Source organism: Streptomyces sp. NPDC050145 (genome assembly GCF_044460245.1).
In the GTDB taxonomy this organism is placed as follows: Bacteria; Actinomycetota; Actinomycetes; order Streptomycetales; family Streptomycetaceae; genus Streptomyces.
Map to the genome: position 1 here is coordinate 134,261 of NZ_JBITJS010000013.1, position 22,686 is coordinate 156,946.

Annotated in this window: 22 protein-coding genes; 12 read left to right on the forward strand and 10 right to left on the reverse strand. The window is 72.0% G+C overall.

Annotation, left to right across the window (positions count from 1 at the left end; translation table 11 throughout):
• Window positions 1-61: 61 nt before the first annotated feature.
• The 3 genes from ACIBTU_RS25800 to mscL all read left to right on the forward strand — a co-directional run bounded on the left by ACIBTU_RS25800 (window position 62) and on the right by mscL (window position 2,240).
• Window positions 62-916 (forward strand): S-methyl-5'-thioadenosine phosphorylase, encoded by an 855-nt coding sequence (locus ACIBTU_RS25800; RefSeq protein ID WP_399128800.1) that lies wholly within the window; start codon window positions 62-64, stop codon window positions 914-916.
• 193 nt (window positions 917-1,109) lie between these two features.
• Entirely contained in the window at window positions 1,110-1,664 is a 555-nt protein-coding gene (locus ACIBTU_RS25805) for a hypothetical protein (protein WP_399128801.1), read from the forward strand.
• Between the two features lie 114 nt (window positions 1,665-1,778).
• Window positions 1,779-2,240, forward strand: coding sequence for a large conductance mechanosensitive channel protein MscL (gene mscL / locus ACIBTU_RS25810; RefSeq protein ID WP_399128979.1), 462 nt, complete (start codon window positions 1,779-1,781; stop codon window positions 2,238-2,240).
• 7 nt (window positions 2,241-2,247) lie between these two features.
• On the opposite strand, the gene ACIBTU_RS25815 is transcribed toward mscL, so the two are convergent.
• Window positions 2,248-2,436 carry a hypothetical protein gene (locus ACIBTU_RS25815; protein ID WP_188338397.1) on the reverse strand — a complete coding sequence of 63 codons (189 nt, stop codon included), beginning with the start codon at window positions 2,434-2,436 and terminating at the stop codon, window positions 2,248-2,250.
• 263 nt (window positions 2,437-2,699) lie between these two features.
• Between ACIBTU_RS25815 and ACIBTU_RS25820 the strand changes: the two genes are divergently transcribed.
• The 3 genes from ACIBTU_RS25820 (at window position 2,700) to ACIBTU_RS25830 (ending at window position 6,239) form a co-directional block, all read left to right on the forward strand.
• Window positions 2,700-3,905, forward strand: coding sequence for a P1 family peptidase (locus ACIBTU_RS25820; RefSeq protein ID WP_399128803.1), 1,206 nt, complete (start codon window positions 2,700-2,702; stop codon window positions 3,903-3,905).
• A 171-nt stretch (window positions 3,906-4,076) separates the two neighbouring features.
• Window positions 4,077-5,270, forward strand: coding sequence for an Ig-like domain-containing protein (locus ACIBTU_RS25825; RefSeq protein ID WP_399128804.1), 1,194 nt, complete (start codon window positions 4,077-4,079; stop codon window positions 5,268-5,270).
• 186 nt (window positions 5,271-5,456) lie between these two features.
• The gene (locus ACIBTU_RS25830) at window positions 5,457-6,239 is read left to right on the forward strand and encodes a DUF6227 family protein (protein WP_399128805.1); all 783 of its coding nucleotides are present in this window, start codon (window positions 5,457-5,459) and stop codon (window positions 6,237-6,239) included.
• Here the strand turns inward: ACIBTU_RS25830 and ACIBTU_RS25835 are convergent.
• From ACIBTU_RS25835 to ACIBTU_RS25845, 3 genes are all read right to left on the reverse strand, one after another.
• Entirely contained in the window at window positions 6,226-6,471 is a 246-nt protein-coding gene (locus ACIBTU_RS25835; RefSeq protein ID WP_399128806.1) for a hypothetical protein, read from the reverse strand. The two genes, ACIBTU_RS25830 and ACIBTU_RS25835, sit on opposite strands and share 14 nt — an antisense overlap.
• Window positions 6,472-6,637: 166 nt before the next feature.
• The gene (locus tag ACIBTU_RS25840; protein WP_399128807.1) at window positions 6,638-7,402 is read right to left on the reverse strand and encodes a glucose 1-dehydrogenase; all 765 of its coding nucleotides are present in this window, start codon (window positions 7,400-7,402) and stop codon (window positions 6,638-6,640) included.
• The gene (locus ACIBTU_RS25845; RefSeq protein ID WP_399128808.1) at window positions 7,399-8,115 is read right to left on the reverse strand and encodes a TetR family transcriptional regulator; all 717 of its coding nucleotides are present in this window, start codon (window positions 8,113-8,115) and stop codon (window positions 7,399-7,401) included. Before ACIBTU_RS25845 ends, ACIBTU_RS25840 begins: the two co-directional genes overlap by 4 nt.
• Window positions 8,116-8,339: 224 nt before the next feature.
• Between ACIBTU_RS25845 and ACIBTU_RS25850 the strand changes: the two genes are divergently transcribed.
• Complete coding sequence (locus ACIBTU_RS25850) at window positions 8,340-9,548, forward strand: extracellular solute-binding protein (RefSeq protein ID WP_399128809.1); 1,209 nt, start codon at window positions 8,340-8,342, stop codon at window positions 9,546-9,548.
• Between the two features lie 37 nt (window positions 9,549-9,585).
• Here the strand turns inward: ACIBTU_RS25850 and ACIBTU_RS25855 are convergent, their stop codons facing one another.
• Window positions 9,586-11,148, reverse strand: coding sequence for an MFS transporter (locus tag ACIBTU_RS25855; protein ID WP_399128810.1), 1,563 nt, complete (start codon window positions 11,146-11,148; stop codon window positions 9,586-9,588).
• Between the two features lie 61 nt (window positions 11,149-11,209).
• Between ACIBTU_RS25855 and ACIBTU_RS25860 the strand changes: the two genes are divergently transcribed.
• A complete protein-coding gene (locus ACIBTU_RS25860; protein ID WP_399128812.1) occupies window positions 11,210-12,208 on the forward strand; it encodes a helix-turn-helix transcriptional regulator in 999 nt (332 codons plus the stop codon).
• A gap of 268 nt (window positions 12,209-12,476) precedes the next feature.
• Here the strand turns inward: ACIBTU_RS25860 and ACIBTU_RS25865 are convergent, their stop codons facing one another.
• Window positions 12,477-13,487, reverse strand: coding sequence for an RNA polymerase sigma factor RpoD/SigA (locus ACIBTU_RS25865; protein WP_399128813.1), 1,011 nt, complete (start codon window positions 13,485-13,487; stop codon window positions 12,477-12,479).
• A gap of 177 nt (window positions 13,488-13,664) precedes the next feature.
• Here ACIBTU_RS25865 and ACIBTU_RS25870 point away from each other — a divergent pair, with 177 nt between their 5' ends.
• Window positions 13,665-14,207 carry a GNAT family N-acetyltransferase gene (locus ACIBTU_RS25870; protein ID WP_399128815.1) on the forward strand — a complete coding sequence of 181 codons (543 nt, stop codon included), beginning with the start codon at window positions 13,665-13,667 and terminating at the stop codon, window positions 14,205-14,207.
• A 106-nt stretch (window positions 14,208-14,313) separates the two neighbouring features.
• The gene (locus ACIBTU_RS25875) at window positions 14,314-15,342 is read left to right on the forward strand and encodes a questin oxidase family protein (RefSeq protein WP_399128816.1); all 1,029 of its coding nucleotides are present in this window, start codon (window positions 14,314-14,316) and stop codon (window positions 15,340-15,342) included.
• 104 nt (window positions 15,343-15,446) lie between these two features.
• On the opposite strand, the gene ACIBTU_RS25880 is transcribed toward ACIBTU_RS25875, so the two are convergent.
• Window positions 15,447-16,208 (reverse strand): dioxygenase, encoded by a 762-nt coding sequence (locus tag ACIBTU_RS25880; RefSeq protein WP_399128980.1) that lies wholly within the window; start codon window positions 16,206-16,208, stop codon window positions 15,447-15,449.
• 174 nt (window positions 16,209-16,382) lie between these two features.
• Here ACIBTU_RS25880 and ACIBTU_RS25885 point away from each other — a divergent pair, with 174 nt between their 5' ends.
• Complete coding sequence (locus ACIBTU_RS25885; RefSeq protein WP_188338384.1) at window positions 16,383-16,877, forward strand: MarR family winged helix-turn-helix transcriptional regulator; 495 nt, start codon at window positions 16,383-16,385, stop codon at window positions 16,875-16,877.
• 18 nt (window positions 16,878-16,895) lie between these two features.
• Here ACIBTU_RS25885 and ACIBTU_RS25890 read toward each other — a convergent pair whose 3' ends face one another.
• Entirely contained in the window at window positions 16,896-18,422 is a 1,527-nt protein-coding gene (locus ACIBTU_RS25890) for an MFS transporter (protein WP_399128817.1), read from the reverse strand.
• Window positions 18,423-18,534: 112 nt separating this feature from the next.
• Entirely contained in the window at window positions 18,535-19,194 is a 660-nt protein-coding gene (locus ACIBTU_RS25895; protein WP_399128819.1) for a TetR/AcrR family transcriptional regulator, read from the reverse strand.
• Window positions 19,195-19,454: 260 nt separating this feature from the next.
• Between ACIBTU_RS25895 and ACIBTU_RS25900 the strand changes: the two genes are divergently transcribed.
• Window positions 19,455-20,735: a M6 family metalloprotease domain-containing protein gene (locus ACIBTU_RS25900; RefSeq protein ID WP_399128820.1), complete on the forward strand. Its 1,281-nt coding sequence runs from the start codon at window positions 19,455-19,457 to the stop codon at window positions 20,733-20,735.
• Between the two features lie 130 nt (window positions 20,736-20,865).
• Here ACIBTU_RS25900 and ACIBTU_RS25905 read toward each other — a convergent pair whose 3' ends face one another.
• Window positions 20,866-22,542 carry a class I adenylate-forming enzyme family protein gene (locus tag ACIBTU_RS25905; RefSeq protein ID WP_399128821.1) on the reverse strand — a complete coding sequence of 559 codons (1,677 nt, stop codon included), beginning with the start codon at window positions 22,540-22,542 and terminating at the stop codon, window positions 20,866-20,868.
• Between the last annotated feature and the right edge of the window lie 144 nt (window positions 22,543-22,686).

Genomic DNA, 22,686 nt, shown 5'->3' on the forward strand with positions numbered 1-22,686 from the left:
GACCCTGTCGTCCCCGGACGGCGGGGTCTTCGGCGTTCCGGCCTTGGTTAGTGTGCTGACCATGGCGACGAACGCGAACACCACCACCGGGGCCGAGATCGGCGTGATCGGCGGCTCCGGCTTCTACTCCTTCCTGGACGACGTGACCGAGATCCAGGTGGACACCCCCTACGGGCCGCCCAGCGACTCGCTCTTCCTCGGCGAGATCGCCGGCCGCCGCGTCGCCTTCCTGCCCCGGCACGGCCGCGGCCACCACCTGCCGCCGCACCGGATCAACTACCGGGCGAACCTGTGGGCGCTGCGCTCGGTCGGTGTGCGCCAGGTGCTCGGGCCGTGCGCGGTGGGCGGCCTGGTGCCCGAGTACGGGCCGGGCACGCTGCTGATCCCGGACCAGTTCGTGGACCGCACGAAGTCCCGGGTGCAGAGCTACTTCGACGGGCTGCCGCTGCCCGACGGGACGGTGCCGAACGTCGTGCACGTCTCGCCCGCCGACCCGTACTGCCCGGCCGGGCGCCGGGTGGCGGTGGAGGCGGCCCGCGGCAAGGGCTGGGAGCCGGTGGACGGCGGGACCCTCGTCGTGGTCGAAGGGCCGCGCTTCTCGACCCGCGCCGAGTCGCGCTGGCATGCCTCGATGGGCTGGTCCGTGGTCGGCATGACCGGGCACCCGGAGGCGATGCTCGCCCGGGAGCTGGAGCTCTGCTACACCTCGCTGACCCTGGTCACGGATCTGGACGCGGGCGCCGAGAGCGGCGAGGGCGTCTCGCACGACGAGGTGCTCAAGGTGTTCGCGGCGAACGTGGACCGGCTGCGGACGGTGCTCTTCGACGCGGTCGCGGGGCTGCCGGCGACCGCGGAGCGGGACTGCCTGTGCGTCGGGGCGCTCGGCGGCATGGACCCCGGGATCCAGCTCCCGTGACCTGCCGCAGTGCCGCAGCTATCTGCCGCCTGGCCTCCCAGGTCCGGTGAACTTCACGTTCGGGTGAGGGAGTTGTCCACAACCGGCCGGTAGCACACGGGGCCCGGCGGGATCTCTCGCCGGAGCGGATCGTGGTCGACGAGACGGACGCGGTGTCCGTCCGACCCGAACCGATCCGCAGGCGGTGACGACCGTGTCCGCAGCAGCACCTGTCCCCTACCGGCTCAGCACTCCCACTCCCCCGACGTCCGAGGTGCCGCCCTTCCCTCCCGTGCGCGTCCGCGGCGGGCGGCTGCGTACCGGCCGCGGCGGTCCGCGCCGGGGCCGGCCGGTGCCGGTACTGGCCGCCGGACTCGCTCTGACCGCGGCGGCCCTGGTCGCCGCCGTGCCCTCGTCCGGCGCGGGGGACGGCCCTGAGCGGGCGCAGGCGCCGCCGCGCCAGACCGCGCGCGGGCCGGCGCGGCACCCCGCCGTGACGGTGTCGGCTCCGGTGCGGATCGCGGACGCGGCGGCCGTACGGCTGCTGCGGCCGGGCGACCGGGTCGACGTGGTCGCGGCGCGGACCGACGGGAAGCCCGGGGTGCGGGTCCTCGCCTCGGGCGCCCGGGTCGCGTCCGTACCCGACGCATTTTCGGGCGAAACCCCGGACGGGGGCGGGGCGTTGGTGGTGCTGAAGGTGGAGCGCCCTGTCGCCACACGGCTCGCGGGAGCGGGGGCCGTTTCCAGGCTGGCGGTGACGGTCTGGTGACCGGAATCCCGTCAAGTCCCTCGATCGAGTTACGGGATTGGACAGGTCTGACCCGAACTGCCGTAGGTTGCGGGGGCGTTTGCACCACAACCTGGACATGTGAAGAGAGGCCTTCTGGTGAGCGAGAAGAAGCAGCCGGGCGTGTGGGAAGGCTTCAAAGCCTTCCTGATGCGCGGCAATGTGATCGACCTGGCGGTCGCGGTCGTGATCGGCGCGGCGTTCACCAACATCGTGAACGCGGTGGTCAAGGGCGTGATCAACCCGATCGTCGGCGCGTTCGGCACGTCCGACCTGGACAGCTACAAGTCCTGCCTGAAGGGCGACTGCGCCGGCGGGGACGGGATCGAGATCCTCTGGGGCACTGTCCTCAGCGCCACGCTCAGCTTCCTCATCACGGCCGCCGTCGTGTACTTCCTGATGGTGCTGCCCATGGCGAAGTACCTGGCCCGCAAGGCGAACATCGACGCGGCGAAGGAAGGCACCCACGAGGTGATCGAGGTCTCCGAGCTGGAGGTCCTCAAGGAGATCCGCGACACCCTCGTGGCACAGCGCGGCTCGGGCCACTCCGACTCGTAGCGGCTCTTCAGAGGTGGTGGGGCGGCTTCTCGTCGAGGAACCGGGCCAGGTCGGCGGCGCTGTTGTCACCGGCGGCCGGCCGCTCGCCCCACCCCCGGTCCGTGTCGTCGGAGGACTGCGCCGACAGCGGATCGTCGAAGATCAGCGCGGCCTTGGGGTCGCGCGGCTCGGGGGCGGGCTTCGGGGTGTCGCTCATGGCTCCAGGGTACGTCGCGGGCCGATCCTCACGGAGGTACGTCCGTACCGGGCGGCCCTGCACTCCGGCATCGCCACGCCCCGGCCTCTTCTCCAGGCCCCTTTGCCGGGCACCCCTCGCGACAGAGGCGACGACGGTCACAGCGCGGGGCGACGGAGGGCACGGATCCCCGGGCGACGAAGGCCCCCAAGGCCTCTTCCGGCCCGCGCGGCCCGGGGCGCCGGAAGCACCGTCCGGGTCAACTGTCGTGGTACGCAGGGAACATGACGACGGAATCGACGACGGGCGGCGGGCCGGCCCGCAACGACGCACTGACCGACGTGCCCGGCCTGCGCGTGGGGCACGCCACGCGGCGCGGCGACGGGTGGCTGACCGGGACGACGGTCGTGCTCGCGCCCGAGGGCGGCGCGGTCACCGCGGTCGACGTGCGCGGTGGCGGCCCCGGCACCCGGGAGACGGACGCGCTCGACCCGCGCAATCTGGTGCAGCGGATCGAGGCGGTGGTGCTGACCGGCGGCAGCGCCTTCGGGCTCGACTCGGCGTCGGGCGTGATGGCGTGGCTGGAGGAACAGGGGCGCGGGGTGCCGGTGGGCGGGCCCGGGCAGGTGGTGCCGGTGGTGCCGGCGGCCTGCGTCTTCGACCTCGGCCGGGGCGGCGACTGGCGGGCCCGGCCGGACGCGGCGACGGGCCGGGCCGCCGTGGAGGCCGCGGCGGCGAGCCCGGCCGGCGCCCCGGTGGCTCAGGGCAGTGTGGGCGCGGGCACGGGGACGCTCGTCGGCGGGCTGCGCGGCGGCATCGGCACGGCGTCCGTGGTGCTCGACTCGGGGATCACGGTCGCGGCGCTGGTGGTGGCCAACGCGGCGGGCTCGGCGGTGGATCCGGGGACGGGGGCGCTGTACGGGGAGTTCTTCGCGGGGCGCGGGCCGGTGACGTATCCGGACGCGGCGGTGCACGTGGCGGCGGGCGAGCGGCTGGCGGCGGCGCTCGCGGCGAACGGGCCGGCGCCGCTCACCGAGCCCGGCCCTGCGTCTGGCCCGGCGTCCGGCCCGGCGTCTGGCCCTGCGTCCGGCCCGGCGTCTGGCCCTGCGTCCGGCCCGGCGTCTGGCCCTGCGTCCGGCCCTGCCACGTTGAACACGACGCTCGCCGTCGTCGCCACGGACGCGGACCTGACCCGGGCGCAGGCGCAGAAGGTGGCGGGGACCGCGCACGACGGGATCGCCCGGGCGGTGCGGCCGGTGCATCTGCTGAACGACGGCGACACGGTGTTCGCCCTCGCGACCGGGGCCCGCCCGCTGGACGCCGCGAACCCGCTCGCGCTGAACGAGATCCTCGCGGCCGGGGCGGATCTCGTGACCCGGGCGATCGTGCGGGCCGTGCGGGCGGCGGAGTCGGTGCACGACGGCGGTGCAGGTGACGGCGGCGGCGGTGCCGGGCGCGTGTATCTGTCGTACTCGGAGCTGTACGGCTGAGACGGGCGTTTCGGGCCGGGGGTGCGGGCCGTCCCGTCAAAGAGTCCGCGCTTTGTCACAGGACTGTCCCTGTGGCTGCGTTCACAGGAAGCGGAGGGAACCTCTCCGGTCGTCTCGCGCTCTCTCCACACACCGGATCAACGAGATGAACCACACGAACAGGAGCAGGCCGTGAGAAGGCAGAACATAGCCACCGTATGCGCCGCCGTCGCCGTCGGTGCACTGGCCCTCACGGCCTGCGGCGGCAGCGCGAAGGCCGACAACGACACCGACGGCAAGGGCGGCGACCCGAAGGGCGCGCCGCGCATCACGATCTCGGCGAAGGACGGTTCCACGGGGGCGTCCATCAACGCGACCGGGGTCAAGGTCAGCGGCGGGAAGCTGACCACGGTGAAGATGACGACGTCGGCGGACGGCGCCGAGGTGGCCGGCACGATCAGCGGCGACGGGGCGACCTGGAAGCCCAAGGAGCAGCTGGAGCGCGGCACCAAGTACCGGATCTCCGCGACCGCGAAGGACGCCGGGGGCGAGACGGCCGCCGCGAACTCCATCTTCACCACGGTCTCCACCGACAGCAGCTTCATCGGCACCTACACCCCGGACAACGGGACGACGGTCGGCGTCGGCATGCCGGTCTCGTTCACCTTCGACAAGGTGATCACGAACAAGAAGGCCGTGCAGTCGGGCATCAAGGTGACCTCCAGCAGTGGCCAGCAGGTGGTCGGCCACTGGTTCGGCGAGCAGCGGCTCGACTTCCGGCCCGAGGAGTACTGGAAGGCCGGCTCCAAGGTCACGATGAAGATCGACCTCGACGGGGTCGAGGGGGCCAACGGCCTCCACGGCGTGCAGAAGAAGACGGTCACCTTCACCGTCGGCCGCGCCCAGGTCGCCACCGTCGACGCGAACACGCAGAAGATGACCGTGGTCCGCGACGGCCAGACCCTCAAGACGGTCCCGGTCTCCACCGGCAGCGCCGACCACCCCACCTACAACGGCCAGATGGTCATCTCCGAGAAGTTCGTGCAGACGCGGATGAACGGGTCGACGGTCGGCTTCGGCGGCGAGTACGACATCTCCGACGTGCCGCACGCGATGCGCCTGTCGCAGTCCGGCACGTTCATCCACGGCAACTACTGGAGCTCGCCCGGCATCTTCGGCGCGCAGGGCACCAGCCACGGCTGCGTCGGCATGCAGGACGTGCGGGGCGCGGGCGGCGACACCACGGCGAAGTGGTTCTTCGACAACTCGCTCGTCGGTGACGTCGTGATCGTGAAGAACTCCCACGACAAGACCGTCTCCCCGGACAACGGCCTCAACGGCTGGAACATGCCGTGGAGCGAGTGGACGGCCGGCAGCGCCGCCTGACCCACGCCCACACAGGGGACGACCAGGACGACCAGGGGCCGCGCGGGAACCTCCCGCGCGGCCCCCGCGTTGTGCAGGCAGGATTCCCAAATCCCGCTCCGCGTTTGCCATTTCAGAGGCCGATGTCCGAGCGAGGGGCTACGGTATGCACCCACAAGGTGACACGAAGCTATCCCGGGAGGTGCCTTGAGCGTTCCGTACGACCATGTGCCCGACCCTCTGTCCGACCTCGCGTCGCACACGTCGCCCGACGGGCAGCTCAGCGGCCTGCTCGGGCGCGCGCTCAACTCCTTCGAGCTCCCCGACGACATCCTGGCCCGCCTCGACAGCGCCCTCGCCTACGACAGCACCCTGCACTCCGCGCACCACAGCGCCGGCCTGCACCGGGAGACGTACCGGCACACCTGGCTGCTCGCCGACGGAAGCCCGCTCACCCTCTGGGAGCTCGTCCACAACACGGGGCGGGACCGCATGCCCCAGCACGAGGTCTACGTCACCGAGGACGAGTTGCATCTGGCGACCGGCCGGCTGCCGCTGCCCCCGGAGTCCGCGCCGGACTTCACCCTCCAGACGCCGGTGCTCCCGCTCCAGCTCCCGTCGGTCGCGCCGCGCGGCCACAGTTTCGGCCCGGCCGACCCGGACAGCTCCGTGGACCACGCCCGCCGGCTGCTGCGCCGTGCGGAGAACCCGGACGTGGCGACGCGGCCCGGACCCGGCACGGCCCGGCTGCTGCGCGACGCCTGCGCGCACGAGATCACTCAGGCGTTCGGCCGCAGACTCAGCCAGGGCTTCGCGCTGTACGAGCACGCGTTCCTGCTGCGGGACGGCTGCGAGGTCAGCCTCTGGGAGGTCGAGCACACGGCGACGCGGGACGGCCGGCACATGTGCGAGGTCTATCTGACGCAGGACGCGGCCCGCGCCGCGATCGAGCACCGCGCGGCGGACCGGGTCCGGCTCAGCGGCGGCTGAACTGCCGCACGAGTCCGGCGAACGCGTCCTGTTCGTCGGCCGTGAGCGGCACCGATTCCAGGGCGGGCGCCTGCGACTGGGCGGGCAGCGCGCCCATCGGCAGGCGCGCGGGGCCCTGCGGGGCGAAGACGACGGTGCGGACGAGCCGCACCAGACCGACCACCCAGGCGACCGTCACGACCGCGAGGATCGCGAAGCCCACCTGCTGAAGGATCGACACGTGCTCAGGCATACGGCCCAGTGAACACCACAGTCCGGGACTTTGGCCCCGGACCGTGACGTATCTCGCAGGGACGGACAGTTCGGCAACGAACGGTTCGGCAACGGGCCGTTCAGGTCTGCCCGTCGGGCGGGAACGGGCCGTTCGGGCCTGCCTGCCGGCTCACCTACTGGCCCGCCTACTGGCCCATGACGTACTTCACCGTCGGGCCGGTGGTCCAGCCGCCGTCCACGGCCAGCTCCGCGCCGGTCACGTAGGAGGAGTCGTCGGAGAGCAGGAAGACGATGGCCTTGGCGATCTCGTCGGCCTCGCCGACGCGGCCCATCGGGGTGTTCGGGTAGTTGCCCTCGCCCTGCTGGATGCCGACCTGGGCGGTCATCGGGGTGTAGGTCATGCCGGGGTGGACGGAGTTCACGCGGATGCGGGCGGTGCCCTGCTCGACCGCCGCGATCTTCGTCAGGCCGCGCACGCCCCACTTCGAGGCGCCGTAGGAGCCGGTGAGCGCGAGGCCCATCAGGCCGGCCGCCGAGGAGATGTTGACGATGGAGCCGCCGCCGGCCTCCTTCATCGCGGGCACGACGGTCTTCATGCCGGCGAAGACGCCGACGAGGTTGACGTCGAGGACCTTGCGGAAGCGCTCGACGCTCTCCGTCTCGAAGGGCATGCCGGTGGAGATGCCGGCGTTGTTCACCAGGCCGTCGACCCGGCCGAACTCGGCAGCGGTGTAGGAGACGGCGGCCTGCCACTCCTCCTCGGAGGTCACGTCGAGGTGGACGTAACGGGCCTGGTCGCCCAGCTCGGTGGCGAGGGCCTTGCCCTCGTCGTCGAGGACGTCACCGATCACCACGTTGCCGCCGGCGGCGACGACAGTCCTGGCGACCTCGCCGCCGATGCCGCGGGCTCCGCCGGTGATGATGACGGTCTTGCCGGTGAGGTTGTTCATGAGGGGCTCCACTTCTTCGCGGCTCCGTCGCCGCTGGGGCTGGAATCGACGGCGCCGTCCAGCGCCGAGAGGCAGGTGAGGGCCAGGGCCGCGGGCCCGCCGGGCCCGTCCGCCGGGGCGTCCGATGCCGCCCATGTCTCCACCGCGACCCGGACCGCCGTGGAGGCGACACCGGCGGCGAGCCGCAGGTCGAGCCCGTCGGCGTCGGCTCCGGTGCGCTCCGCGAGGATCGCGCGCAGCGTCGCCTCGGACACCCGGCTCGTGTCGGCCCACACCGCGCGCAGCGCGGGCGACTCGTCGGCCATCCGCAGCAGTGCGCGGATCCACTCGAGCGAGGCCGCGTTCGCCGGGTCGTCCGCGGTGAGGGCGCGCTCGACGGCGTGCCGCAGCGCCTGCGGTACGGGGAGCCCGGCCGGGGCCTCCCGGACGGCCTCCGCCCACAGTTGGGCGCCGGCGGCGAAGAGCGGGGCGACCGACTCTTCCTTCGTGGGGAAGTAGCGGTAGAAGGTGCGCGGGGCGACGCCGGCGCCGCGCGCGATGTCCTCGGCGCGGGTGGCCCGCAGACCCCGCTCGGTGAAGAGCTCGGCGGCGGTGCGGGCGATGTCCAGCCGGGTGGCTGCTTTGCGCCGCTCGGTCAGCGATGCCGGCGCGGCGTCCGCCGCACCCGTACCGCCCGGTCCCCCGCCATCTGAGACGCCTGCCACACCTGCCATGAAGTCATGGTATGCCTGTGTGTCACAATGTGCCACTGGCGCAAAAGTGATGTTCAGATCACGGTCGGTGATCGCGTCCGGTGATCGCGTGCGGCGATCTCACGCGGCGGTCACGTGCGTCGATGGCTTCGGCAAATCCAAGAGACCCGAGCGGGGCGAGTGCGGTGCGGCGGCGGCAGTTCCTGATTCAGACGGCGGGCCTGACCGGGGCGGGTGCCCTGGCCATGAGCGGCTGCGGCGGCTCGGACGACAGCGGTGACGACGGCGACGGCGTGACCCTCAACCTCATGGTGGCGAGCTACGACAAGAGCGTCGGCGCCTCCATCGGCGACCAGTGGGACACCGTCGCCAAGGCGTTCGAGAAGAAGAACCCGAACATCAAGATCGAGATCGAGCGGATCCCCTTCCTCAAGCTCGACAGCGTCATCGCCCACCGGGTCAAGGACGGCCGCGCCCCCGACATCGCGCTGAGCAACATCTTCGCGCCGTACGCCGAAGCCGGCGACGTGTACGCGGTCGAGGACCTCTTCGACGTGCCGACACAGGCCGACTTCATCTCCTCGTTCGCCGACGCGGGCAAGTCCGGCTACGTCCAGTACGGCATCCCGATCTTCGCCAGCACCCCGCGCCTCTTCTACAACACCGCGCTGTTCGAGCGGGCCGGTGTCGACGGCCCGCCCGGGTCCTGGTCCGAACTCCTCGCCACCGCCAAGGCCCTGAAGGCCTCCGGCGTCCCCACCCCGTACGCGCTGCAGTTCGGCCCCGAGGCCTCGGAGGACGAGCTGCTGGCCTGGCTGGTCGCGGGCGGCGGCGGCTACTCCCAGCTCGGCGGCTACGACTTCGGCTCCGCCGAGAACCAGGCGACCCTGACCTGGCTGCGCGACGAGCTCGTCAAGCCCGGCCTCGCGGGTGCCGACCCGGGGAAGCTCACCCGCACCGCGGCCTACGCGGAGTTCATGAAGGGCCGGGTCGGCATGCTCATCGCCCACCCCGTGCTGCTCGGCGCGGCAGCCAAGGCACGGCTGCCGTACGCCACCGCCCCGTTCCCCAAGCGGGTCGGGGACGGGGCGGCGGCGCCGGTCGGGCTCAACGCCTGGATGCTCGTGTTCAAGGCGAGGGGTCACGCCAAGGAGGCCGGCGCCTTCCTCACCCACCTCTACGGCCAGGAGACCGCCGCAGCGAAGGGCGCCGCGACGCAGACCCTGCCGGTGACCATCTCGGGCTCGCAGCACCTGCGCAACGACAAGTCGCAGCAGGCGCTGTGGCCGTTCGTCGACCAGATGCCGAACGCGGAGTTCCACCCGGTGGGGCTGCGGTCCTGGCCCACCGTGCGCAGTGAGATACGTGAGCGGATCGCGCGGGCGGTCGCCCCCACGGGGGTGCCGGCCGACGTGCTGGAGGCGTTGGACCAGGTGGCCCGGTCCAACGCCTAGCCCCTCCGGGGGGTGCGGGGTCTCCTGCCGCCGCTGGTCAGCCGATGAGTTCGCCGGTGCGGGTCTCGTCGTGGCTGGTCCCACCGGTCCCCGTACCCCCAGCGGTGATCTCCCCCTCCTTCTCCTCCTCCGGCGACTCCTGCGGCGCCCGCTTCGGCAGGGCGAACATGAGGAGGAAGATTCCTACGAGGATGGCGGCCGCCCAGAGCAGCGCGTTGCGGAAGCCGTCGATGAACGCCGCGCTGCCCGCGCCCTGCGCGAAGTGGTCCTCCACCACGTTGAAGAAGACGACGGAGACCAGGCTCAGGCCCAGCGCGTTGCCCATCTGCATCACGGTGTTGATGAGACCGGAGGCCGAGCCGGCGTGCTCGCGCGGCACCTCGGACAGCACCGCGTCGGTCAGCGGCGCCACGATCAGGCCCATGCCGAGGCCCATCACGACCAGCGGCAGCGCCATCTGCCAGGAGGCGATCCCGAGACCGTAGTGCCCGGCCTCGAAGGCGTAGATCAGGACGCCCGCGGCCATGGTCAGCGCGCCGGCCTGGAGGACCTTGCGGCCGAAGCGGGGCACCAGCTTCTGCACCGAGACACCGGCCGCGACGGACACGGCGATCGAGAACGGGACACCGGTCAGGCCGGCCCGCAGCGCGCTCCAGCCGAGGCCCATCTGCATGTAGAGGGTCCAGGTCAGGAAGAAGATGCCGGTGGTGATGCCGAAGACGGTCTGCACGGCGATGCCCGCCGCGAAGCTCTTCACCCGGAACAGCGACAGCTCGATCAGCGGCGATCCGTCCCGCCGCGTCTTCGCCTTCTCGTACGCGATCAGCACCGCCACGATCACGACGGACGCCGCCATCATCACGTAGCCCCAGACCGGCCAGTCGTTCTCGCGGCCCTGGGTCAGCGGGTAGACGAGCGCCAGCATCGCGAGGGTGACCAGGACGACGCCGACCAGGTCCAGCTTGAGGGCCGTCGGGGCCTTGGACTCGGTGATGACGCGCGAGCCGAGGATCAGGGCGGCGATGCCGACCGGCAGGTTGATCAGGAAGATCGGGCGCCACTCCAGGCCCGCGATGTTCCACTCCGTCAGGAGCGCGCCGAGCAGCGGGCCCGACACCGCGCCGAGGCCGACGATCGCGCCGAACAGGCCGAAGACCTTGCCGCGCTCGTGCGCCGGGAAGGTGGCGTGCACGATCGACAGGACCTGCGGCACCATCATCGCCGCCATGCCGCCCTGCAGGATGCGCGAGGCGACCAGCATCTCCGGGTTCGCCGCGAAGCCGCACAGCGCCGAGGCGACGGTGAAGCCCATGATCCCGAGCAGGAACAGCCGCTTGCGGCCGAAGATGTCGCCGAGCCGCCCGCCGGTGATCAGCAGGGCGGCGAACGCGAGCGCGTATCCGGCGGTGATCCACTGGATCTGGCCGGTCGTGGCGCCCTCGTCCGCCTTGATGGTCGGCAGGGCGATGTTGACGATCGTGACGTCGACGAGGTCCATGAAGGCCGCCGTCATCACGATGGCCAGGGCGAACCAGCGCCTGCGGTCGGCGGCCCCGGAGGCTTCTGTGGTGGTGCCGGCAGCGGCAGCGGTTGAGGTCATGGAAAGAAAGTAGAAGGTATATAGGTCAGGTCATGTCCTAGTGGGGGAGCATTCTGTGAACATGACGAAGACGAGCTCCTCCACCGACACCCCGGCCCGGTTGCTCCAACTCCTCTCGCTCCTGCAGACGCCGCGCGAATGGCCCGGCGGCGAACTCGCCGACCGGCTCCGCGTCTCGCGCCGCACCGTGCGCCGCGACATCGACCGGCTGCGCGAACTCGGCTACCCGGTGCAGGCCACCATGGGCGCCGACGGCGGCTACCGGCTCGTCGCCGGCAAGGCGCTGCCCCCGCTGGTGCTCGACGACGAGGAGGCCGTCGCCATCGCGGTCGGGCTGCGGGCCGGGGCGGGGCACGCCGTCGAAGGGGTCGAGGAGGCGTCGGTACGGGCCCTCGCCAAGCTGGAGCAGGTGCTGCCGTCCCGGCTGCGGCACCGCGTCTCCACGCTCCAGGCCGCCACGATCCCGCTGACCTCGGGCGACGGGGCGACCATCGCGCCCGAGACGCTCACCGTCATCGCATCCGCGGCGGCCGGTTCCGAGCGGCTGCGCTTCCACTACCGGGCCGCCGACGGCACCGAGACCCGGCGCCTGGCCGAGCCGTACCGGCTCGTGTCCACGGGGCGCCGCTGGTACCTCGTCGCGTTCGACCTGGACCGCGCGGACTGGCGTACGTTCCGCGTCGACCGGGTGTCGGAGCCCTTCGCGACCGGGGCGCGGTTCGCTCCGCGGGAGGTGCCGGAGGGGGATGCGGCGCGGTACGTCCAACGGTCGGTGTCGTCGGCTCGGGGGGCGGTGGCGGGCGGGGACTACGAGCTGGACGTCGAGTTCCTCGAGCCGGCCGAGGTCGTCGCGACACGGGTCCCTGCCTGGGTGGGCGAGCCGGTGCCCTCGCCGGGCGGGGAGGGGTGCGTGCTCCGGGGCCGGGTCTCCGAGTCGGTGGAGTGGATGGCGGTGCGCTTGGCGATGACGGGGGTGGAGTTCCGGGTACGGGGGCCGGAGCCCCTGGTGGTGGCTGTACGGGAGCTCGGGGAGCGGGTGCGCGCGGCGGTGCCGCGGTAGGTCGTCGGCGCGGCTGCGGGCCGGTGGGGCTTCTCGCGCAGTTCCCCGCGCCCCTGGAGATGCGCACTTCGTGCGCGATCTCCATCGGGCGGTCACCCGTCGGGGAAATGCGGCCCGAAGGGTCTGCATTTCAGGGGCGCGGGGAACTGCGCGACCAGCCCCCACCGAGGCGCACCCGGCGACGAGACCGCACAAGGCAGACGCTCTGCCGCGATACGCCGAAGGGCGGCACCCTTGAGGTGCCGCCCTTCATCCGGTGCCCGGAGGCTTACGCCGCCGCGTCGAACCCGGTGTCCCGCGCAAGCTTCTTCAGCTCAAGAAGCGCGTGCTTCTCGATCTGCCGGATCCGCTCACGCGTGAGCCCGTGCTCCTTGCCGACCTCCGTGAGGGTCCGCTCGCGCCCGTCGTCGATCCCGTACCGCATCTTGATGATGGACGCCGTGCGCTGGTCGAGCCGCCCGATCAGATCGTCCAGCTCCTCGCTGCGCAGCAGCGTGAGCACGGACTGCTCCGGCGACACCGCGGACGTGTCCTCCAGCAGGTCGCCGAACTGGGTGTCGCCGTCGTCGTCCACCGACATGTTCAGCGAGACCGGGTCGCGGGCCCAGTCGAGCACGTCGGTGACCCGCTCCGGCGTCGTCTTGTCGAGCTGCGCGGCGATCTCCGCGGGCTCGGGCTCACGCCCGTGCTCCCGGTTGAACTCGCGCTGCACCCGGCGGATGCGGCCCAGCTCCTCGACCAGGTGGACGGGGAGACGGATCGTGCGGGACTGGTCGGCTATGGACCGCGTGATGGCCTGGCGGATCCACCACGTGGCGTACGTGGAGAACTTGAAGCCCTTGCGGTAGTCGAACTTCTCGACGGCCCGCACCAGGCCCGCGTTCCCCTCCTGGATCAGGTCGAGCAGGGGCAGACCCGCGCGCGGATAACGGCGGGCGACCGCCACGACCAGACGCAGGTTCGACCTGATGAAGACGTCCTTGGCCTTCTCCGACTCGGCGACCAGCGCCTCCAGCTCCTCACGGGTCGCCTCACCGGCGGCCTCGCTGTCCTCGACCTCGCCGTCGAGGATCTGCTGGGCGTAGACACCCGCCTCGATGGTCTGGGACAGGTCGACTTCCTTGGCGGCGTCGAGCAGCGGTGTGCGCGCGATCTCGTCGAGGTACATACCGACCAGGTCGCGGTCGGCGATCTCCCCGCCTACGGCGCGAACACTGCGTGCCGCATCAGTCTCGCCGGACGCGGCGGACTTACGACGGGCTACGGCACGGGTTGCCATGCGTGCTCCCTTGCGATGGTGGGTCGGCTGGGCAGGACGGCTGGTCCACCCTCCCGGGCTGACCGGCATCCGAAGGAAACAACGACTGGAATCCGGACAGAATTCCCAAGCCGACCCATCTTTTTTCTGATCATGCAGTACCCTGTCGCGCCACACCGCGCGAGAAGGAGCCCCGGGATGTCGTCGGAGTCCACAGAGGTGCAGGTCAGCCGGGGCACCGAGGGAGACCTCAGCGCCCTCACGGACCTCTACAACCACTACGTGCGCGAGACGCCGATCACCTTCGACACATCCGTCTTCACTCCGGAGGAGCGACGCCCCTGGCTGCTCTCCCACCTCGAAGACGCCCGGTACCCACTTCTGGTTGCCCGCGAACACGACTCCGGCCGGATCCTCGGATACGCGACGGCGAGCCCGTTCCGGCCGAAGGCCGCGTACGCCACGTCCGTGGAGACCACCGTCTACTGCGCGCCGGACGCGGCCGGGCGCGGCATCGGCACCCTGCTCTACGAGGCGTTGTTCGCCGCGCTCGCCGGGCAGGACGTGCACCGCGCCTACGCCGGTGTCACCCAGCCGAACGAGGCCTCCGCCCGCCTCCACACCCGCTTCGGCTTCCGCCCCGTCGGCACGTACCGGGAGGTCGGCCGGAAGTTCGGGCGGTACTGGGACGTCGCCTGGTACGAGAAGGATCTCGCCCCGGATCCGTCAACCCGCCCGTAGGGGGATGCGTAGCCGCGGCCTCGGTCGGACGGACGAGCCGGACTACGACCAGGACTAGACCCCACGGCCGATCCGCGGCACCGCCGGCCGCCCCTACCGTGCCGCCATGGACACCATCCACGACACCACCGGCACCCTCGACGAAGCCCTCCAGCGACTGCACACCACCGGTCCGGAGTTCGACGGCTGGCTCAGCAACCATGGGCCGATGGCCGTGGAGTCCCTCGTACGCGGCGGGCAGGCGCCCCGCGTGCACCGCTGGCTCGACCAGTACTCCGAGCGGCTCGACGCGATGCCCGCGCCGGGCGACCCGATCCGCGCCGACGACTGGCAGGGCGCCCTCGGCGACCCCAAGCGCCTCGCCGACTGGATCGTCTTCTTCGAGCGGGCCGTCGCCGAGCGGCCCTGGCGCGACGTCCTCGCCGAGTGGTGGCCCTGGCTGCTGCCCGGCATCGCGGCCGGCGCCACGCACCCCGTGATCCGGGTGGGCCACGCCGTGCGCACCCTGCTCGCCGAACCCGCCGGAGCGAACGCCCCGCGCCTCGCGGAGCTCGCGCACGGCCTCGGCTACTGGGCCGCCCGGCACCAGCCGCTGCCGCCGCTCACCGCACTGCCCTCCGTGCCGGACGCCGCGGTGGCGCTCGACGCGGTGCCGCGGATCGAGGACCAGTCGGGCGGGATCCGGGCGCGGTTCACCCGGCTCACGGCGTTCCCGGCGTGGACGGAGGCGGGGCCGGTCGACCCGGACGCGGCGCGGGAGCGGCTCGGGGAGCTGGTCGGGGCGGCCGTGCGGATGTACGGGACTCATGCACTGGGGTCACCGGTGATGCTGGTGCACGCCGCGACCGCGCCGAACGCGGTGCTGCGGACGCTGCCCGCGTTGCCGCGCGAGCTGTGGGCCGAGTCCCTCGACGCGGCCTGGGCGGCGAGTGCGGCGGTGACGTCCGTCTACGCGCCGCCCACGCCCGCGCCCGCGCCGGTCCCCTCCGGGGCCGAGCCGGAGGAGGTCTTCGCGCGCGCCGCCGCGCACGGCAACGACCACGCGATCAAGTTCGCCGACACGGCCTTGGAGGTCGGCGGCGACCAGGCACTGGCCGCCGCGTCGCTCGCCCTCGACCTGATCGAGCCCGCATGATCACCGTCGGAGGCCACCGGTAGTCGGTGGCTGGTCGCGCAGTTCCCCGCGCCCCTGAAATGCAGACCCTTCGGGTCGCATTTCCCCGACGTGCCAGCCACCCCTCAGCCGAACTGGACCGACCGCTTCGCCAGTCCCATCCAGAACCCGTCGATCACGGAGTACTGGGAGTCCAGATCGCCGGAGGCATCCGCGACGCCCATCGTCACGAACAGCGGAGCGAAGTGCTCGGTCCGCGGATGCGCAAGCGCCCCGGCCGGCGACTTGTGCGTGAAGTCCAGCAGCGCGTCCACGTCCCCCGCGTCGAGCGCCCGGTGCCCCCAGTCGTCGAACTCGACCGACCAGGACGGGATGCCGCCCTGCCGCAGCGCCGCAAGATTGTGCGTGAAGAACCCGGAGCCGACGATCAGGACGCCCTCGTCCCGCAGCGGGGCGAGCCGCCGGCCGATCTCCATGAGCTTCTGCGGGTCGAGCGTCGGCATGGAGATCTGGAGGACCGGGATGTCGGCGTCCGGGTACATCTCGACGAGCGGCACGTACGCCCCGTGGTCGAGGCCCCGGTCCGGCACGTCCTGCACGGGGATGCCGGGGGCCCGCAGCAGCTTGCGTACGGATTCGGCCAGTTCCGGCGCGCCCGGAGCCGCGTACTGGACCTGGTAGTAGTGCTCGGGGAAGCCCCAGAAGTCGTAGACGAGCGGAATCGTCTCGGTCGCGCCGAGGGCGAGCGGGGCCTCCTCCCAGTGCGCGGAGACCATCAGGATCGCCTTGGGGCGCGGCAGGTCGGCGGACCAGGACGCGAGCTGGCCGGTCCAGAGGGCGTCGTCGGCGAGCGGCGGCGCGCCGTGGGACAGGTACAGCGCGGGCATGCGCTCCGGCGCGGGTGCGGTCACGACAGCCTCCAGAGGTCGGGCAGAAGGTCGGGCAGAGGTCAGAAAGCTTGAAGTTTCAAGCGTTCGAGCCACTGCCAAAAGTAATCGTTGTTTGTTTAATATTCAAGAAGGAAGCTTGGGGTGAGTCCTGGCAAGGGAGACGATGGAGTCATGGAGAGCGCAGAGCCGCAGTGGCTGACCGACGACGAGCAGCGCACCTGGCGTGCGTACCTGCATGCCACCACGCTCCTCGAGGATCACCTCGACCGGCAACTGCAGCGCGACGCGAAGATGCCGCACATCTACTTCGGCCTGCTCGTCACCCTCAGCGAGGCCCCGCACCGCCGGCTGCGGATGACCGAGCTGGCCATCCAGTCCAAGATCACCCGCTCCCGCCTCTCGCACGCGATCGCCCGCCTGGAGAAGAACGGGTGGGTACGGCGCGAGGACTGCCCCTCGGACAAGCGCGGCCAGTTCGCGGTGCTCACCGACGAGGGCCTGGGCGTGCTGCGGCAGAGCGCGCCGGGCCATGTCTCGACGGTCCGCCAGGCCCTCTTCGCGCGACTCTCCCCGGAACAGCAGAAGTCCCTCGGCGAGATCATGCGGATCGTCGCCGAGGGACTTCAGCCGAAGGAGGCCGGGGCGGACCTCCCCTGGCTCAGGTAGAACCAGTCGCTCCGGGGGTCAGTGGGCGACCACCGGGATCTTGACCTCGTCGGCCACCCCGTCCTCGCCCGCCGTGTCACCGGAGGCCGCGGCGGGGCCGCCGCCCGGGACGCCGGTGTTGATCAGCGAGAAGGCGATCGTCGCGGAGACGGCGAGGATGCCGACCGCCCACCAGATGGCGTGGGAGTAGCCGTTCACCATGGCCTGCGCCTGGAGCAGCTGCGCGTTGCGGGCGCCGGCCGCGTGCTCCGCCAGGTACGCGGTCGTGGCCGAGGCCGCGATCGTGTTCAGCAGGGCCGTGCCGATGGCGCCGCCGACCTGCTGCGAGGTGTTGACCATCGCGGAGGCGACTCCCGCGTCCCGCGCCTCGACGCCGATCGTGGCGAGCGACATGGCGGGCATGAACGCGGTACCCATGCCGAGGCCGAGCAGCAGCTGGGCGGGCAGGATCAGACCGGCGTACGAGGAGTCGACGGACAGCTGGGTCAGGATCAGCATGCCGAGCGCCGCGACGAGGAAGCCGGGGCCCATCAGCAGGCGCGGGCGGACCCGCGTCATCAGGCGGGCGCCGATCTGCGTCGAGCCCGTGATCATGCCGGCGATCATCGGCAGGAACGCGAAGCCCGTCTTGACCGGCGAGAAGCCCTTCACGACCTGCAGGTAGTAGGTCAGGAAGAGGAACAGGCCGAACATCGCGATGACGGCGAGACCGAGGGAGGCGTAGACACCGCCGCGGTTGCGGTCGGCGACGACGCGCAGCGGCAGCAGCGGGTGCTTGACCCTGGCCTCGACGGCGACGAAGGCGAGCAGCAGGACGGCGGAGCCGACGAACATGCCGATGGTCGTCACGTCCGACCAGCCCGCGGACTCGGCGCGGGTGAAGCCGTAGACGAGGGCGACGAGGCCCAGCGTGGACAGGACGACGCCCGGGAGGTCCAGCGGCGAGCGGTTGCGCGTACCGGCCGGCTCACGGATGACGAAGTAGGCGCCGGCGGCGGCGACGATCGCGAAGGGGATGTTGACGAAGAAGGTCCAGCGCCAGTTCAGGTACTCGGTCAGGAAGCCGCCGAGGATCAGGCCGACGGCGCCACCGCCACCGGCGATCGCACCGTAGATGCCGAACGCCTTCGCGCGCTCCTTGGCGTCGGTGAACATGACGGCCAGGAGGGAGAGGGCGGCCGGGGCGAGCAGCGCGCCGAAGGCACCCTGGAGGGCGCGGGCGCCGAACATCATCGCCTCGTTCTGCGCGGCGCCGCCGAGCGCGGAGGCGAGCGCGAAGCCGAGCAGGCCGGTCACGAAGGTCCGCTTGCGGCCCCACAGGTCGGCGATGCGGCCGCCGAACAGGAGCAGTCCGCCGAACGCGAGGGCGTAGGCGGTGATGACCCACTGCTTGTTGCCGTCGGTGATACCGAGGTCGGTCTGGGCGGCGGGCAGGGCAATGTTCACGATGGTGGCGTCGAGGACCACCATGAGCTGGGCGAGCGCGATGAAGACGAGGGCCTTCCAGCGGCGCGCGTCGCCCTCGGGCGAAGCCGTTTTCGGCAAGGGGGTACCCACAGCGGGACTCCAAAGGTTCAAAGGCAAGTCGTGAATAAGGACGAAAAATCGGGGTGGCCGCGAGATGGCCGGGCGGGGTCGCTCGCGCGGAACGGCCGGGCTATTCCTGGCGGAGCGCCTCCAAGGTCGCGGCCTCACCCGGGAGTTCCGAGCGGGCGGGCGTCATCAGGCCGTCCAGGAACAGCTGCAGATGACGGTGGACGAAGCGGTCGAAGTCCATGCACCCGGTGCCGGGCAGCGGCCGGGTGAGCTGGGACAGGGCGACCATCAGGTCGCCGACGCCGACGTCGGTGCGCAGCTGCCCGGTGGCGCGGGCCCGCGCGATGAGGGCCTCCACGGCGACGGTGAGCCGGCCGCGGGCGGCGACGAGGTCGGGGTGGTCGTGCTCGAAGGTGGCGTGGAGGATCGGACACAGGGCGCCGATGCGTTCGTCGGCGGCGGCGTGCACGAAGGTGCGCAGCGCGCCGAAGGCGTCGGCCTCGCCCGCCTGCTCGGCGGCGAGCCCCTGTTCGGCGTGGGCGCTGATGCGGTCGGTGACGGTGAGGACGACGTGGCGCATGAGCTCGCCGCGGTCCTTGAAGTTCCGGTAGAGCGTGGCGTTGCCGACGCCCGCGCGGCGGGCGACCTCGTCGAGGGGGAGCTCGGTGCCGTGCTCGACGATCAGCTCGATCGCGGCGGAGACGATCCGCTCCCGGTTGCGCACGGCGTCGGCCCGCGGTCGGGGGGCGCGGCGCTGCGGCTGTTCGGTCACGGTGGCCACGGCGTTCTCCTTGATTCGGCTTGGTTCGGCTTGGTTCGACGAGGGGTGAAGCAAGCAGGGAATCCAAGTGGGGAATCCGTCCCCGCTTAGCCCTACGCACTCCTAAACGGGGAAACCCTCCCCGGTTATTTCCCGCGCTCCATGTGACCTGGCTCACGTACGCCTCGGTCCAGAAACCCACGATCGGCGCACCCAGCGCGCGGCCCGCCCCACCCCGACACAGGGTGATCGAAACGGACCCGAGCGTGAAGGCGGATCGGATGCGGCAGCGGCGGATACGCGGGGGCCGGCGTGGTGCGATGCTCGCCGGGGCCACGGCGGTGGCTCTCGCGGTGACCATGACCGCGAGCACCGGACGGCTCCTCGACAGCTCGCCCACCGCGGCCGGCCCGACCGCTCTGGCGCGGGCCACCTCGCTCGGCCCCTGCATGATCCGGGGCGCGCTCGGCGTCCAGATGTCCGAGGGCGTGCCCACGTCCCCCGGCTACGCCCGTTCGACCGGCACCGTCCGCGCCCTCAACCTCATGGTCGACTTCCCGGACGCGCACGGGCAGGGCAGCGCGATGGCCCGGTACGGGGAGTTCTTCCCGCAGACCAGCGACTGGTTCCGCACCGGCTCCTACGGCAAGCTCGACTACCGCTCCGAGACCCCGGTCAAGCACTGGCTGCGCATGCCCAAGACGTTCAAGGCCTACGGGATAGAGCGCGGCGCCCCCTTCGAACCGGGCTACCGCAAGCTCGTCAAGGACATCGCGGCGGCCGCCGACCCGGACGTCGACTTCAGCAAGTACGACATCGTCAACATCCTCGTCACCCCGAACGCGGGGCCCTCCGCGCTCGACACCGTGCTGTCCGTGACCTTCGCAGGGAACCCCGACGCGCCCGTCGCCGACGGCGTGCCCCTCGCCAACGCGTCCTTCGTCTACTCCCGCCAGGACGACGGCTCCGGCTCCTACTCCGAGACCGGCTACCGGGTGCTGCCGCACGAGAACGGGCACACCTTCGGGCTGCCCGACCTCTACACGCAGGACGGCGGCGGGGCCGTCGGCCACTGGGACATCATGAGCGAGGACTGGGGCGTCGGGAACGACCTGCTCGGCTGGCACAAGTGGAAGCTCGGCTGGCTCGACGACGCACAGATCGGCTGCGCCTCGCAGGCCGGTACGACGGAGCACCTGCTGTCGCCGCTGGGCCGGGCCGAGGGCGGCGGCACCAAGCTCGTCTTCGTCCCCCTCACCGAGAAGACCGGGTACGCGGTCGAGGTCCGCGCCCAGGAGGGCAACGACGAGGCCGTCTGCCGTCCCGGCGTGCTCGTCTACAAGGTCGACGCCGACGTCGACACCGGGCACGGGCCGATCACCGTGGAGGACGCCACCCCCGACAGCGGCGGCTGCACCCGCCGCCCCAACGTCCACGCGGAACTCTCCGACGCGACCTACCGCCCCGGCGAGGTCTTCAAGGACACGAAGACGGGGGTCCGGATCTCGGTCGGCGGAGCGGACGCCTCCGGCAATTACCGGGTCTACGTCACCCGGCGCTAGGTCCTGGGTCTCGCCTGACGAGGCTGCGCCTCATCGGGGAAATGCGACCCGAAGGGCATGCATTTCAGGGGCGCGGGGAACTGCGCGAGAAGCCCCACCGGGCCGCACCCGGCGACGAAAGGGACCGGAGCTACGGCGAGGGGGGCCAGGTCGAGCGCAGGGCACGCTTCAGGACCTTCCCCGTCGCGTTACGGGGCAACGCATCCTCCTGCACAACAACCCGCGCCGGCACCTTGAACGCCGCCAGCCTCCGCCCCGCGAACTCCCGCACCGCCGAAGCATCGAGCCCGCCCCGCCCCCGGACCACCGCCACGACCTCCTCCCCGAGCACTGGATGCGGCACCCCGAACACGGCCGCCTCCAGCACATCGGGATGCGCGTACAGCGCGGCCTCCACCTCGACGCAGTACACGTTCTCCCCGCCCCGGATCACCATGTCCTTGATCCGGTCGACGACCCGCACCCGCCCGTCGTCCGCGAGCACCGCCAGATCCCCGGTCCGCAACCACCCGTCCCCCGTGATCGCCGCCGCGCTCGCCTCCGCGTCCCCCCAGTACCCCCGGATCACGGACTGCCCGCGCACCCACAGCTCGCCCACCTCCCCGTCCGCGACGGCCTCCCCCGCGGGCCCGGCGATCCGCACCTCCACCGCCGGCGCGGGCCGCCCCACACTGTCCGGCTCCTTGCGGTACTGCTCCCCGAACGTGGCGGTGACCGCGCCGAGCGTCTCGGTGAGCCCGTACGCGTTGGCGGGCTCGACCCGGTCCCCGTAGCGGGCGGTGAGCCGTTCGACGAGCTGGGGCGGGGCGGGGGCGCCCCCGGTGCTGACGGAGGCGAGCGTGGGCAGGTCGTCGTCCAGCTCGGCGGCGCGTTCGAGGAGTTGGAGCGCGGTTGTGGGCACGCCGCCGAACGCGGTGACGCCGTGCTCCCGCACCAGCCGGACGGCGACGTCCGGGTCCCACTTGCGCAGCAGCACCAGCGTCCCGCCGACCGCCATCGCCCGGAAGAAGCCGGTGAACGCCGCGACGTGGAAGAACGGGAAGGTCAGCATCCCGATCGACGCCGGCCCCTGCCCCGGCACGAGCCCGCGCCGCAGCGCCGAGAGCGCGGAGAAGTACAGCGCGTTCGCGATGGCGCCCGTCTGGGCGTGGTGCGTGGCGACGGCGCCCTTGGGCCGGCCGGTGGTGCCGGAGGTGTAGAGGAGGGTGGCGTCCTGCTCGGGGAGCACATGGATGTCCGGCGGCCCGAGCAGCGGATCGGCGGCGGGCAGGTCCTCGTACCGCTCGACGCGAGGCCCGCCCACGACGAGCCCCTCCCCGTGGCACACCAGCGTCCACGGCGGTTCGGCGGCCGCGTCCAGCCAGGGCCGGACCCGCTCGTAGCGCTCCCCGTCGACGATCAGCACCCCGGGCCGGCAGTCGTCGAGGGCGTACGCGCACTCGTCGGCGGTCCACCAGGCGTTCAGCGGGACGGCGACGAGCCCGGCGAGCTGGGCGGCCCAGAAGGCGACCTGCCACTCGGGGTGGTTGCGCATGGCGATCACGGCACGGTCGCCGGGCCGCAGCCCGTAGCCCTCGTCCGGGTCGAGGAAGCGGCGGGCGAGCGCCGACGCGGCGGCGAAGAACTCGCCGTACGTCGTCCGCCCGTCCTCCGTGATCAGGAACGGGGTGTCGCCGTACGCCCAGGTCGTCTCGGCGAACTCCCGCAGGGTGCGCGGCCCTTCGGCGTACACGAGGCGCCCGTCCGCGCCGCGCTCGACGGAGAAGGGGGCGCCCGGAGCGGTGAGCAGCGCGTCCAGGGAATCCATGGCCCGGACGCTACGGCGGCTCACCCGGCGCACGTCAAGAAGCGTGCCGGGCCTCGCGGGGGCGCACGGGATCGGCTTGGGCCTTTCGGCCCCGACAGACAGGGACATCAGGGGACGAACGCAGTGACCAACGGCACCCCGAAA